Source organism: Xanthobacter dioxanivorans, from assembly GCF_016807805.1.
GTDB lineage: Bacteria > Pseudomonadota > Alphaproteobacteria > Rhizobiales > Xanthobacteraceae > Xanthobacter > Xanthobacter dioxanivorans.
In genome coordinates this window covers 3,433,471-3,446,844 of the sequence record NZ_CP063362.1, presented here as the reverse complement: position 1 = coordinate 3,446,844, position 13,374 = coordinate 3,433,471, and the positions used below count along the sequence as shown (strand labels likewise).

Here is a 13,374-nt window from a genome sequence, read left to right as displayed (position 1 = left end):
CAAATTGCGGACCAGCAGACATTCCCTCCGGGAGGCCCCGTGCGGCCGAAGAATGTCGTGAACACGACGCGCGTCGCTTACCTCGACCCGGCCTGCAAACTTTGGCCATTGCGCCGTGCGGGCGCGTCAACGCCGGGCATCCCGGTGCACGGGCGGCTCGTGTTGACCGTCCGGAGACGAGGCGTGCAACGCCGACTTGCGGGCGCCGGGACGGGGATTCGCTGCTTCATGCATATCTTTGGTTGCATTTTTTAAAACTTCAATCTTCTATTCCGACCCGGGGGCGATGACGATGCGCCAGGATCTCGGGGTCTCAAGACGGTTCGGCCGGGCGCGGCACCCGCTGGCCATTGCGGGGCTACTCGCCACGCTGTTGCTGTGCGCCACGGGCGCGATTGCGCCGGCCCGTGCCGCCGCCGATGCGGCGACTGTGAAAATTCAGGGCCCCGCCGTCGTGCGCATGTTCGGCGCCAACTGCCTGTCGGCGGGCTGCTGGCTGTCGGGGCTTTTCGCCCCCATCGTCGTGCGCGAGAACACCGCGGTCGTCACCCTCGCCAATGGCGGAAGCACTGCGGTCACCCTCACCGCACGCTTCACCCCCACCAACGGGCTCGCGGTCGCCCTCGGCGACACAACCCCATTCGGCGCGCTGAAGACCATGACGATCGCACCCGGCGAGATCAGGGCACTGCCGCTGTCCCTTCCCAATGGCGGGCTTCAGGCCGGGCTCTATACCGGGGAGCTGGGCTTCGCGGGCGCGGACGGCAAGGTGCTGAGCGTGCCGGTGGAAGTCCGAATCCGCAGTTCCGCCGTCTGGGCCCTGTTCACCGCGCTCTGCGGCATCGTGCTCGGGCGCCTTGCGCAGCTGACCTACGACCCGAGGACGGTGGCGCGGCTGCAGCTTCTGGACCGGCTCAACGAATTGGAACCGGGCCTCGCCAGTCTTCCCGGCGGCGACCAGGCGCGCCTGAAGCCCCTCTTTGACAGCCTGCGCCGGCGGCTCGCCGAGCGTTCGGCGGACGCCGCCACCCTGCAGCCGGAGGTCGAGGCGCTGGAAGCGCAGATCGAGGCCGCCCGCCGCGCCCCGCCGCCGGCGACGGCCCAGCTCGATGCGGGCGCGGAACAGGTGCAGCCGGCGGGACCGGCGCCCGGATTTCGCAGTCCGGGCATCGGCCGGCGGGTCCTCCTGTGGCTCGCCGGCATCTCGCCGGTGCCGCTGCAATTCACTTACGACTGGCTGCTCCCGGTCTTCACGCTGCTGACCCTGGCCGCGCTCACCATCGTGTTCGTGCTGCAGCAATACGGCGGGTCAGGCACGGCGGAGACATTCGGGGCCGGCGGCCTCGCCGACTATGCCGGCCTGTTCCTGGCCGGCATCGCCTCGGAGGCGATCGCGGGCGGCCTGCGCAAGGTCAAGCTCGGCTAGGGCGGCAGATCTCGGCCGTCCAGCACAGGCGAAACACGCGAGGCACGGCGCCCGTGGGCCCCGTGACGCCATCGCACACACGGCAAACCGGGAGGACGGAACGTGGCTGAAGAACCCGAAATGGAGAACGAAACCGCCGCGGCGGGCATGATGGCGACCGCGGGGCACACCGAACGCGATATCGCCCAGGGCGTCACCCGCTGGCTGATCGGCCATTTCCACTCCGAGCTGACCGACGCCGTCAAGTCGACCCCCTTCACCGTGCCGCTGCTGTGCGCGATCGCCTGCCGGGAGGCCGGCATCTACTGGCTGCCGCTGACCCCGAACCGGCCCGCAGCCGAGATCCTCGGGCTGTGCATCTATGATGCGAGCGGGGATGTGGCCGGCGCGCCGCGCAGCGCCTTCCCCACCAACACCGCGCAGTTCCGTCTCGCCTATGGCGATGCGTTCACCAACCTGCTCATCGCCGAGACCAACAAGGCGCGGGCGGTGCGCGGCTATTCCGCCGCGTCCATGGTCTACAAGGGCTACGGCATCTTTCAGTACGACCTGCAGTTCGTGCGGACGGACGAGGCGTTCTTTCGCGGCAGGCAATGGTACAGCTTCAGCGCCTGCGTGGAGCGGGCGGTTTCGGAGCTCACCGGCAAGTACCAGGCCTTGGGCGACATCCAGGAGGCGGTCCGGGCCTATAACGGCTCCGGTCCCAGGGCGCAGCAATATGCGCGGGATGTGATGCGGCTGCTGCCCTATTGCGAGGAAGCCGCCGCCGCAGGCCCGGCTGTCGTGGCGGGCGGCGAGGCGGCGCGCAGTTACACCATGCTCGAGAGCGCGGCCCGGACCGCGCAGGACGACGACCCGGCTTTCCCCGACGGTGGCGACGCCGACGATACCGCCGATTTCGAAACGGCGCGCTTGCTCGCCAATCTCGGCGCCCCCGGCGCGTCGGAAAGCGGTGATCCCGGTGGGTCGACCTTCGCCGCCGGCGGGGTCATCGATCTCGACATCGCGCGGGCGCGGGCCTTCCTCGAAGCCTGCCGCACCTCCCGGCCACGCGTCACCTACGGCCTCGGCAAGAAGGTGCCGTTCCTCGGCGCCGTCCCCGGGCGCGACTTCACGCGGGTGGACTGCAGCGGCTTCGTGCGCGAGGCCATCCGTCGCTCCACCAACCCCATGCTGCGCTTTCCGGACGGGTCGGTGGTCCAGCACGACTGGGTGCGCGACCGCGGGCTGGAAAGATCCACCATCGCCGACGGCATGCGCAGCGACGGGCTCGTGCGTCTCGCCTTCCTGCGGCCGCAGGATTCGCCGCAGGGCATTGGCCACGTCGTGCTGATCAGCGACGGCTGGACGCTGGAATCCCATGGCGGGGTGGGGCCGAACACCCGCGAATGGAAAGGCGAGGGCTGGCAGGCGAAGGCCTATGTCTATGTCCTCGCACGCGCCGCGAGGTTCGCCGCGCCAAACCTTGCTTCGACGAATCTTGCTTCGACGAGTCTTGCCTCACCGAATCTTGCCTCGGCGAGTCTTGCCTCGCCAAACCTTGCCTCGCCAAACCTTGCCTCGGCGGAACTGCCCGCCGTGATGTTGGCGCTGTTGGCCGCGCTGGCTCCGGCCGACAAGGCCCCGGCTGCGCAAGCCCCGGCCACGCGCTTCACGGTGCGCACCGGACACCGCTACCGGGCAACCATATCGCTCGGCCCGCTCGAACGCTTCGCCGGCAATGACACGGTCGCCGGCGTCCTCGGCGGCTACGGCTTCAGCAATGTGGTCGTCACCGGAAGCGGTGCGACCCGATACGCCGAAGCCACCTGGAGCGGCCCCGATACCACCGCGCCGGTCGACGCGCGCCTGTCGGACATCACCGACACATCCCCCGTGGCCGCGCCGCAAGGCGCGTTCGTCCCGTCCGCTCCAGCCGTCGTCCGGGGCGACACGTCCACGTCGGGCCGTGTCGCCGCCAGTGTCTTCACGGCACAGTCGCTGCCGGAGCATCATGACGGGCTGCTGGTGGTCAAGATGCGGCAGGAGACGCTGCGCTACGCCCCCGAAGGCGCCATGATGGCAGCCGCGGCCGCGGCCCCGGCGCCGGAGACCCAGGGCCTCGATGCGCTCTCGTTCTTCGAGCGCGCCGGGCGGGTGAAGCAGGTGATCCCGTTGCGGGAGCGCCCGGCCCCGGACGGCGCCTCCCCGGCGCGGGTGGAGGCGGTGACGGCCCTCACCTTCACCGCACGGCGCCCGGAGCAGGCGGATTCCACCACCGGCGTGCGTTTCATCGAGATGTCCAGTGAAGGTGACACCAGGCAGCTCCTCGACGCGCTGGCGGGCGATCCGAACGTGCATTCCGTGTCCCAGGTGCCGATCCGCTACCTGGCTGCGCGCCGGCCCGGTCGCGCCGGCATCCAGGCGACGCCGCCCGCGGCTCCGGCCCTGTGGAACCTTGAACGGATCCGGTGGGCGCAGGCACGGCAATCCGCCACCTTCGAGGAGGCGCGCGACATCCGGGTTGCCGTGCTCGACACCGGCGTGGACGACGCGCACCCGGACCTCGAGATCGACCAATACCACTGGCAGCACGGCGACCTCGCACGGCGCGTGACCAAGAGCGATATCATCGGGCACGGCACCCATGTGGCCGGCACGATCGCGGCGCGGATCGACAACGGCCCCTCGGTGCAGGGCATCTGCGCGTGCAAGCTCAGCGTCTTCAAGATCTTCGACGACGAACCGACGGACGCGCCCGGCCAGGGGGCGTTCGTCTACTACGTCAACCCGGTCATGTACCGCCGGGCGCTTTCGGCCTGCATCGAAAACCCGGTGGACGTGATCAATCTCAGCATCGGCGGTCCGGCCCCGCCCGATGCGACCGAGCGCTACCTGTTCGAGCAGCTTCTGGAAGCCGGCGTCACCATCTGCGCCGCCATGGGCAACGAGCGCCAGTACCACAGCCCGACCTCCTACCCGGCGGCGATCCCCGGCGTCATCGCCGTCGGCGCCACCGGGCTCGACGATCGCGTCACCGCCTTCTCGAATTCGGGCACCCACATCGCCGTAGCGGCCCCCGGCAAGGCGATCTGGTCGACGCTGCCCACCTATTCCGGACAGACCAGGTTCGACCGCACGCTCGGCCCCGACGGCCTGCCGAAACCGGCCGCGCCGGTGCGGCGGGAGCTCAATTACGATGCCTGGGACGGCACCTCCATGGCCACGCCCCACGTCTCCGGGTGCGCCGCCCTGTTCCTCGCCAGGGGCATCGCCGCGAAGCAGCGGCCGACCCCGGCGCAGGTGCGGGAGGCGCTCATGAAGTCGGCCGACAAGGTGCCGGGCATGGGCGGGGCGGACTTCAGCACCGACTACGGGGCCGGCCGCCTCAATCTGCTCAACTTGCTGGCCTAGATCACGCTTCCATGAAGAGCGTCATGTTCATCTTTGGCGAGCAGACGTCGGACGAAGGCCAGGACCGGATCGGAAACCAGATCCTGGCATTGCCCGGCGTGCGGACTGTCGGCCGCCTCAACCCCCGGGCGACGAAGCCGGCCCTGCGGCGCATGTGGTTCGCCGAGGTCGAGGACGAGACGGCGGCGGCCAACCTCGTGCGGCAACTGCGCCGGCACGAGGAGGTGCAGGCCGCCGATCTGCCGGCCGAACGCGGCCTCCTCTAGAGGATTTCGCGCCCTCCCGCCGGTTTCGATCCGCCGCCACGACGCCGGCGCCCCTCCCCCAGCGCACGGGCTTGAGCCCGCACGAAGCAAGGCCTGCGGTAAGGGCGCCCATCCACGCAAACGATGGTGAAGACGAGCCTCTGGTGGGCCCGTAAAGCGCCGTCGTGGGAAGGGCCGCCGCTACCGCCCTGCAACGGCCGTAGACCGGCGGAGGGAGCGCCGCCGGCGGGATTCACGCGGGGAATTTCACGCGGGGAATGCGGAGGCGTAGCGGCCGGTGGTGTTCACCCACACGCTCTTAGTCTGCAGATAGGCATCGATCATGGCCTGTCCGCCCTCGCGTCCGACGCCGGAAAGGTCGTAGCCGCCGAAGGGGCTGGTCTGCGAGGTCATGCGGTAGGTGTTCACCCACACCGAACCCGCCCGCACCTTCGCCGCCATGCGGTGCACCCGGCCCGCATCCTGGCTCCAGATGCCGGCGCCGAGACCAAAACGGCTGTCATTCGCCATGGCGACAGCCTCGTCCTCGTTCTTGAAGCGCAGCACCACCAGCACCGGGCCGAACACCTCGTCGCGCACGATGGTCATGTCCGGCGCCACATCGGCGAAGATGGTGGGGGTGACGAACAGGCCGCCCTCGGCGCCGGTCACGGCGGTGCCGCCGCACACCAGGCGGGCGCCCTCGGCCTTGGCGGCTTCGATCATGCCCATGATGCGTTCGAACTGCGGACGGTTGGCCACCGGGCCCACATGGGTCTTCGGATCCATGGGATCGCCGAGGCGGATTTTTTCCGCCGCCGCCGCGAGGCGGGCGACGAAATCGTCATGCACGCTGTCGGCCACCAGCAGGCGCGAGCCGGCGACGCAGCTCTGCCCGCCGGAGGCGAAGATGCCGGCGAGAACGCCATTGACCGCCGACTCAATGTCCGCATCCTCGAACACGATGTTGGGCGACTTGCCGCCCAGCTCCAGCGTCGCCGGGCGCAGCCGCTTGGCGGCGGCCACATAGACGGCGGTGCCCGAGCCCACGCCGCCGGTGAAGGCGACCTTGGCCACGTCTGGATGGTCGGTCAGCGCCGGGCCGATCTCGGCGCCGAGGCCGCTCACCACATTGACGACGCCGTCCGGAATGCCGGCTTCCTTCACCAGCCGGGCGAAGGTCAGCGTGGAGGTGGTGGCGAATTCCGAAGGCTTGATCACGCAGGTGTTGCCCGCCGCCAGCGCGGGGGCGAGCTTCCACGCCAGCAGCCGCACCGGCGAGTTCCACGGGATGATCATGGCGATCACGCCCAGCGGCTCGCGGATGGTGTAGTTGAGGTGGCCCGGCGCCTCCACCGGGATGACGCGGCCTTCGATCTTGTCGGCGAGCCCGCCGTAATAGCGATACCATTCCGCCGTGTTGCGCATCTGGCGGAACATCTCGCTGAAGGTCTTGCCATTGTCGCGGGTCTCGGCGACGGCGAGATTTTCCGCCTCGCGCTCCACGAGGTCGCCCAGCTTGCGCATCAGGCCGGCGCGCTCGGTGGCGGACATGGTGGCCCATTTGGAGGTGCGGAAGGCGCGTTCGGCTGCGGCCACCGCCGCGTCCACATCGGCGGGCGAGGAGCGCGGGATCTCGGCGAAGGGCAGGCCGGTCCAGGGATTTTCGGTCGGCAGATAGCGCCCCTCCACCGGGGCGACCTCCTGGCCGTCGATCAGATTGGCGAAACGCTCCATGATGTCCTCTGGTCCTGTGGTCTCAGGTTTATTGGGGGTCAGGCGGCTCCGGCGTCGGTGCGGGCGGCAGAAAGCTCATGGAGGCGCTTCACTAGCGCCTTGCCCACGCGGGCGGCGGCACGCTCCAGATGGGTCTCGCACAGGGTGCGGGCGCGATTGGTGTCGCGCTTGAGCAGGGCGGTCACCAGCACCTCCTTCTCCGCGAAACTCGCCCGGGCGGCGGAGGCATCGGACAGCGAGGCCCGGCGCAGCCAGCCCAGCCAGCGGCCCTGCTCGTCCAGCGAGGCGTTGAGGCGCGGATTGGCGGCGGGAGCCAGCAGCGCGGCATAGAAATGAGCGATGGCCTGCGTCTGCGCCTCGGGCGCACCGCGATCAGCAGCGTCCTTCATCTCTGCCAGCGCGGCGGATAGCGCGGCATCATCGGCGTCCGTTGCCCTGGCGCAGTATTGAGCGGCTGCATAGCCCTCCAGCGCCGCGCGGATGCCATAAAGCTCGGTGACGTCCTGCGGGGAGATGGAGCGGACAGAGGGGCCGATATAAGGCACATTGTCCACCCATCCTTCGGCAGCGAGCTGCCGGAGCGCCTCGCGGACCGAGGTGCGCGAGACGCTCAGCCATTCACAAAGCTTGCGTTCCACCAGCTTCTCGCCGGGGCGAGCGTGCCGTCGAAAATGGCATCACGGATCGCCACCACTGTGCGGTCACGCAGGGTCTCGGTCTGCCTGGCAATGGGTTGAAGCATGAGAGGGCCTTCTCAGCAGGATTATCATACAATATTCTGACAGACGTTCGGACGCAAGCAACGTCCGGTCGACGGCCGGCAATGACCGGCGCAGAGTGTCGGAACGGAGCAGGCGGATGCGTTACACCACGGCCCATTGGGGCATTTATGAGGTGGAGGAGACCCGGAAGGGGCCGCGCCTGCTACCCTTCCGCGAAGATCAAGACGCATCTCCCATCGGCCTGCACCAGCTCGCCCCGGAGCTGATGGCCCTGCGCGTCAAGCGCCCCGCCGTGCGCAAGAGCTGGCTGGAGCGGGGGCCGGGCGCGGCGCCGGAGAAGCGCGGTCGCGAGCCTTTCGTGGAGGTGAGCTGGGAGGAAGCCGCCCGCCTCGTCGCCCGGGACATCGCGCGGGTGCGGCAAGCCCATGGCAACGAGGCCATCTTCGGCGGCTCCTATGGCTGGGCCAGCGCCGGACGCTTCCACCATGCCCAGAGCCAGATCCACCGCTTCCTGAACTGCGCCGGCGGCTATGTGGCCCATCGCGACAGCTATTCGCTGGCCGCTGCCCGTGTGTTGATGCCCCACATCGTGGCCCCCATGGACACGCTGATGAAGGATCACACCTGCTGGAAGGTGCTGGCCGAGGAGTGCGAGCTGTTCGTGGCCTTCGGCGGCGTGCCGGCCAAGAATGCCCAGATCGCGGCCGGCGGCGTCGGCCGCCATCAGGTGCGCGCGGGCCTGCGCGCCATGGCCGGCAATGGCGTGGAGTTCGTCAATGTCTCGCCGATCGCCGGCAATCTGGAGACCGGCGGGCCGGTGGAGTGGATCCGCATCCGCCCCAATGGCGACACTGCCATGTTGCTGGCCCTCGCCTTCGAGGTGCACAGGGCCGGCCGGCACGATCTCGATTTCCTGAACCGCTGCTGCGTCGGCTGGGACACCTTCGAGGCCTATCTCACCGGCGCCACGGACGGCATTCCCAAGACCCCGGACTGGGCCGAGCCGCTCTGTCAGGTGCCGGCGCAGACCATTCGCGGCCTGGCCGCGAAGGTGATGACCAAGCGCACCATGATCAACATCGCCTGGGCGCTCCAGCGCGCCGACCATGGCGAGCAGCCCTTCTGGGCGACGGTGACGCTGGCCGCCATGCTGGGGCAGATCGGCCTGCCGGGCGGGGGCTTCGGCCTTGGCTATGGCGCTGAGAACACCATGGGCAGCCCGCACGCCCGCCTCTCCGGCCCCTCACTTCCCCAGGGCCGCAATGCGGTGTCGAAATTCATCCCCGTGGCGCGCATCGCCGACATGCTGCTCAATCCCGGTGCGCCTTTCCACTACAATGGTGGCGATTACACCTATCCCGACATCCGCCTGATCTATTGGGCGGGCGGCAACCCCTTCCATCACCATCAGGATCTCTCGCGGCTCGACATAGCGTGGCGCAAGCCGGAGACCATCGTGGTGCACGAGCAGTTCTGGACCCCGGCCGCCAAGCGCGCCGACATCGTGCTGCCGGTGACCACCACCATGGAGCGGGAGGACATCTCCTATGCCACGCTGGAAGGCATGCTGGTGGCCTCGCGACCGGTGATCCCGCCCGCGGGCGAGGCGCTGGACGATTACGAGATCTTCCGTCGTATCGCCGCCGAGCTGGGCTGCGAGGAGGCTTTCACGGAAGGCCGCACGGGGGATGAGTGGCAACGCCACCTCTATGACATCATGCGCCAGAGCTGGAGCGCCTCCGGCGTCGAGCTGCCCGACTTCGCCGCCTTCCGCGAGATCGGCAAGATCGACCTTGCCGCCCATGACGTGGACCGGGTGATGCTCGCCGATTTCCGCGCCGACCCGGAGGCGCATCCGCTCAGGACGCCTTCCGGCAAGATCGAGATCTTTTCGCAGACCATCGCGGGCTTCGACATCGCCGACTGCCCCGGCCACGCGGTGTGGATCGAGCCGCGCGAATGGCAAGGCAGCGAAGGCGTGGCGCGTTATCCGCTGCACCTCATCTCCGACCAGCCGGAGCGCCGCCTGCATAGCCAGCTCGATCCTTCGCCGCACAGCCGCGCCGGCAAGATCGGTGGCCGCGAGCCAGTGATCATGCACCCCTCGGACGCCGCCGCGCGCGGGCTGGCCGAAGGCGCGACGGTGGAGCTGTTCAATGATCGCGGCCGCTGCCTCGCGGGCCTGAGGATCTCCGGCGAGGTGATGCCCGGCGTGGTGCGCCTGTCCACCGGGGGTGGTACGATTTCGACGATGCCGCCGGGCAGGAGCGGCACGGCAACCCCAATGTGCTGACCGCCGACCGGCCGGCCTCCGGCCTCAGCCAGGGCTGCTCGGCGCACAGCTGCCTCGTGGAGGTGCGCTTGCCGGAAGGGCCGGTGGCCGCCCCCCGCGCCTTCGATCTGCCAGCCTTCGCGGCCCGCGCCTGAGGGGCACGCCAAACGGAAAAGGGCGAGATGCATATGCGCCTCGCCCTTTTCTTGTCCGCTGCGAACCTTCAAAGCAGTCGCATCGCCCGCGCCAGCTTCCAGGTGGGTTCTATCAGCAGGTTGCTGAGCACGACCCGCACCAGATGGAAGCCCAGCACCAGCGGCACGGAGGCCCCCAGCGCATGGGCGGTCACCGTCATCTCCGGCATGCCGCCCGGCGCCATGCCCAGCAGCGAGGCGCTCATGGGCAGGCCGCTGCCATAGGACACCAGCGCGCCCAGCGCCAACAGCAGAGCGGACAAGCTGACGGACGAGGCCAGAGAGGCGAGCACCAGCTTGTGGGAGCCCCTGAAGAAAGCGGGCGTCATACGCGAGCCGAGCGAAACACCGAGCACGATCTGGCCTGCGATCAGCAGGCCATCCGGCACCATGGCGGGCAGGGCACCAAGCGAGGCCAGCGTGATAGCGAACACGCAAGGGGCCAGCATCCACGGGTTCGGCAGGCCGATGGTCTTGCCGACCTGCGCCGCACCAAGCCCCGCGCAGCACCACATGATGAGGGTGGTGAGGGTGGTGGGCTGGATCATCGCCGCCTCCTGCGCCAGCTGGGCGGCGTCGGGCGGCAGCAGGTAGGCGATCAGCGGCGGATAGAGCACCACCACCACCAGCAGGCGGATGGTCTGCGCCAGGGTGACATGGCTCTCCGAGATGCCGGAGCGCTGGGCATGGATGGCCATCAGCACCACGCCGCCGGGCACACCGCAGAAGAAGGCTGTCTTGGGATCGAGCCCGGCGATGCGTGTATAGGCGCGGGCACCGACGATCCCGGTCGCCATGGTGGCGGCGGAGCAGACGAACAGCAGCGGCAGGTTGCCCGCCAGCGCCGCGAGCACGGGGGCGGTGAACGACTGGCCAAGGCCGAGGCCGAGGATCACCAGCGCATAGTGCCGCGAGATGCCCACCTCGATCTCGCGGCCGGTGGCGGCGAGACCTGCCGTGGCGAACAATGCGCCCAGCAGCCAGGCGAGCGGCAAATGCGCCAGATGCGCCAGCCACCCCCCACGCTGCCGAGCGCCAGCGCGAGGGCCAGCCACAGCAGCGCGGCGCCACGCTTCTTGATGTGATGCGACCAGCCTTTGGGTTGCAGGGCCTCGGCGGCCTGCAAGGCGTCGTCGGCCCGCCGGGAGGCGGGTCCGTCCAGTTCCATCTCACTCATCCCGCCGTCCCGGTCGCTCTCCCGCCGCTTCTCGTTGTCGTTTTTCAGGTCCACACGTCCGACTTCTTGGTGTCGACCAGGCGCAAAGCGGCGGTCCAGGCCATGTCCACCCAATGGGGGATCTCGTCGTGGCGATACTGCGCCGCCGTGTGCTCCTGGATCTCCTCGTCGGGCAGCAGCACCAGCTCGGCGCCGCCGGACTGGGCGGCGAGCTGGGCCTCGCAGGCCTTCTCCAGGAAGTAGATGTGGTCGAACGCTTCCGGGATGGTGCGCCCGCCCACGAGCAGACCGTGGTTGCGCAGGATCATGGCCCGGTGGTCCGGGCCGAGGTCGCGCACCAGACGCTCACGCTCGTCGAGGCCGAGGGCGATGCCCTCGTAATTGTGGTAGGCGAGATGGCCGTGGAACTTCAGCGCGTGCTGGCTCATGGGCAGCAGGCCGCACTTCTGCGAGGCCACCGCGATGCCCGCGCGCGTATGGGTGTGCACGATGCAGAGCAGGTCCTCGCGATTGGCGTGCAGCGCCGAATGGATCACGAAGCCGGCGCGGTTGACCACCTGATCCGGGCGGGACTTCTCGTCGATCTTGTTGCCGTCGAGGTCGATCTTCACCAGGTCGGACGCGCGCATCTCGTGGAACATGCGGCGGTAGTCATTGATGAGGAAATGATGCTCGGCGCCCGGCAGGCGAGCGGAGATGTGGGTGTAGATGAGGTCCGTCATCCGGTAGTGGGCGACGAGCCGGTAGAGGGCGGCGAGATCGCAGCGGATCTCCCATTCCTCGGGGCTGATGTCGGTTGGGCGGTTGGCTTGGCGGTCCATACGCAAGCTCCTCATTTCACAATGCAGGCGACATCATCGAGCGCGCCGCGGAACCGGGCGAACATGTCGTCCACCTCGGAAGCCGTAATGATCTGGGGCGGGGACAGGGCCGCGCGGTTGCCGATGAGGCGGGTAATGAGGCCGCGCTTGCGGGCGGCGGCGTCGAACTGCGCCATCACCTTCTGGCCGGGCTCGTGCATGGCCTTGGTAGGCTTGTCGGCGACGATCTCCACCGCGCCGATGAGGCCGACGCCGCGCGCGTCGCCCACCAGCGGATGATCCCTCAGCGCCTCGAAGCCGGCGAGGAAACCCTTGGACACGGACTTCACATGGCCGACGAGATCCATCTCCTCATAGATGGCAAGGACCTCGTTGGCGACAGCGCAGGCGACGGGGTGGCCGCCATAGGTGTAGCCGTGGACGAAGGTGCCGAAGCGATCGCTCTGGGCGAGCATGGCCTCGAATACCCGCGCACCGATGATGACGGCGGAGACCGGCAGCATGGCGGCAGAGAGCGCCTTGGCGCAGCAGATCATGTCGGGGCGGATGCCATAGGTCTGGCTGCCCCACATCTCGCCGGTTCGGGCGAAGCCGCAGATCACCTCGTCGGCGACGAACAAGATCTCATACTTGTCCAGCACCGCCTGGATCTTGGGGAAATAGCCCTCCGGCGGCGTGATCGCACCGCCCGAACCCATCACCGGCTCGGCCCAGAAAGCCGCGATGGTTTCCGGGCCTTCCTTCAGGATCATGGCTTCCAGCTCGGCGGCGAGGCGGTCGGAGAAGTCCGTCTCGCTCTCGCCGGGCTCCGCCATGCGGTAGTGATAGGGCATGGTGGTGTAGAGGAAGCCGTCGAACGGCAGGCCGAAGCCGGCGTGGAAATTGGCCTTGGCCGTCAGGCAGGAGGTCAACGTTCCGGTGCCGTGATAGGCGCCCGTGCGCGAGATGATCTTGCGCCGGGCGGGCATGCCCTTGGCATCCCAGTAATACCAGACCAGCTTGAGCGCGGTGTCGTTGGCCTCAGTGCCGGAGGACTGGAGCAGGATCTTGTCCATGCCCTCGGGCGCGATGCCGGCCAGCTTGGCGGACAGCTCGGCGGCGGGCACCGTCGAGGCGCCACGGAAGTTGTGATAATAGCCAAGCTCGGTCATCGCCTTCTTGGCGACCTCGCCGAGCCGCTCGCTGCCGAAGCCGAGCGAGGCGCACCACAGGCCCGCCGCGCCTTCCAGATAACGGTTGCCGTTCTCGTCGAAGACATGGATGCCCTCGCCGCGCGTGATCATCAGCGGGCCGGTGTCGAGATGCTTGCGCAGGTCGGTGTGGGGATGCACCGAATGGGCGGCGTCGAGCTGCGAGGCGGTGTTGCGGAGAAGCTGCTGCATCATCG

General features: G+C 68.7%; 11 protein-coding genes. 5 read left to right on the top strand and 6 right to left on the bottom strand.

The features are described from left to right. Nucleotides 1–292: 292 nt before the first annotated feature. The 3 genes from EZH22_RS16030 (at nucleotide 293) to EZH22_RS16015 (ending at nucleotide 5,085) form a co-directional block, all read left to right on the top strand. The gene (locus EZH22_RS16030) at nucleotides 293–1,426 is read left to right on the top strand and encodes a hypothetical protein (RefSeq protein ID WP_203191549.1); all 1,134 of its coding nucleotides are present in this window, start codon (nucleotides 293–295) and stop codon (nucleotides 1,424–1,426) included. Nucleotides 1,427–1,528: 102 nt separating this feature from the next. Next, the gene (locus tag EZH22_RS33165; RefSeq protein ID WP_231711002.1) at nucleotides 1,529–4,819 is read left to right on the top strand and encodes a S8 family peptidase; all 3,291 of its coding nucleotides are present in this window, start codon (nucleotides 1,529–1,531) and stop codon (nucleotides 4,817–4,819) included. A gap of 11 nt (nucleotides 4,820–4,830) precedes the next feature. Next, a complete protein-coding gene (locus tag EZH22_RS16015) occupies nucleotides 4,831–5,085 on the top strand; it encodes a hypothetical protein (protein WP_203191548.1) in 255 nt (84 codons plus the stop codon). 246 nt (nucleotides 5,086–5,331) lie between these two features. On the opposite strand, the gene EZH22_RS16010 is transcribed toward EZH22_RS16015, so the two are convergent. From EZH22_RS16010 to EZH22_RS32410, 3 genes are read right to left on the bottom strand one after another with little or no spacing between them, the layout of a single operon-like run. Continuing rightward, nucleotides 5,332–6,801, bottom strand: coding sequence for an aldehyde dehydrogenase (locus EZH22_RS16010; protein ID WP_203191547.1), 1,470 nt, complete (start codon nucleotides 6,799–6,801; stop codon nucleotides 5,332–5,334). Nucleotides 6,802–6,839: 38 nt separating this feature from the next. Further along, a complete protein-coding gene (locus EZH22_RS16005; RefSeq protein ID WP_203191546.1) occupies nucleotides 6,840–7,439 on the bottom strand; it encodes a GntR family transcriptional regulator in 600 nt (199 codons plus the stop codon). Beyond that, entirely contained in the window at nucleotides 7,412–7,543 is a 132-nt protein-coding gene (locus tag EZH22_RS32410) for a hypothetical protein (RefSeq protein ID WP_269902885.1), read from the bottom strand. The genes EZH22_RS16005 and EZH22_RS32410 overlap by 28 nt, the downstream gene beginning before the upstream one ends. A 116-nt stretch (nucleotides 7,544–7,659) precedes the next feature. Here EZH22_RS32410 and EZH22_RS16000 point away from each other — a divergent pair, with 116 nt between their 5' ends. Next, nucleotides 7,660–9,816: a molybdopterin-dependent oxidoreductase gene (locus tag EZH22_RS16000; protein WP_231711001.1), complete on the top strand. Its 2,157-nt coding sequence runs from the start codon at nucleotides 7,660–7,662 to the stop codon at nucleotides 9,814–9,816. After that, the gene (locus tag EZH22_RS31880) at nucleotides 9,810–9,950 is read left to right on the top strand and encodes a hypothetical protein (protein ID WP_231711000.1); all 141 of its coding nucleotides are present in this window, start codon (nucleotides 9,810–9,812) and stop codon (nucleotides 9,948–9,950) included. The genes EZH22_RS16000 and EZH22_RS31880 overlap by 7 nt, the downstream gene beginning before the upstream one ends. Before the next feature lie 68 nt (nucleotides 9,951–10,018). On the opposite strand, the gene EZH22_RS15995 is transcribed toward EZH22_RS31880, so the two are convergent. The 3 genes from EZH22_RS15995 to EZH22_RS15985 all read right to left on the bottom strand — a co-directional run bounded on the left by EZH22_RS15995 (nucleotide 10,019) and on the right by EZH22_RS15985 (nucleotide 13,372). Beyond that, nucleotides 10,019–10,984, bottom strand: a complete 966-nt coding sequence (locus EZH22_RS15995) for an AbrB family transcriptional regulator (protein ID WP_203191545.1) — start codon at nucleotides 10,982–10,984, stop codon at nucleotides 10,019–10,021. A gap of 226 nt (nucleotides 10,985–11,210) precedes the next feature. Further along, nucleotides 11,211–11,987, bottom strand: a complete 777-nt coding sequence (locus tag EZH22_RS15990) for a class II aldolase/adducin family protein (protein ID WP_203191544.1) — start codon at nucleotides 11,985–11,987, stop codon at nucleotides 11,211–11,213. Between the two features lie 11 nt (nucleotides 11,988–11,998). After that, nucleotides 11,999–13,372 (bottom strand): aminotransferase, encoded by a 1,374-nt coding sequence (locus EZH22_RS15985; protein WP_231710999.1) that lies wholly within the window; start codon nucleotides 13,370–13,372, stop codon nucleotides 11,999–12,001. Nucleotides 13,373–13,374: the final 2 nt, after the last annotated feature.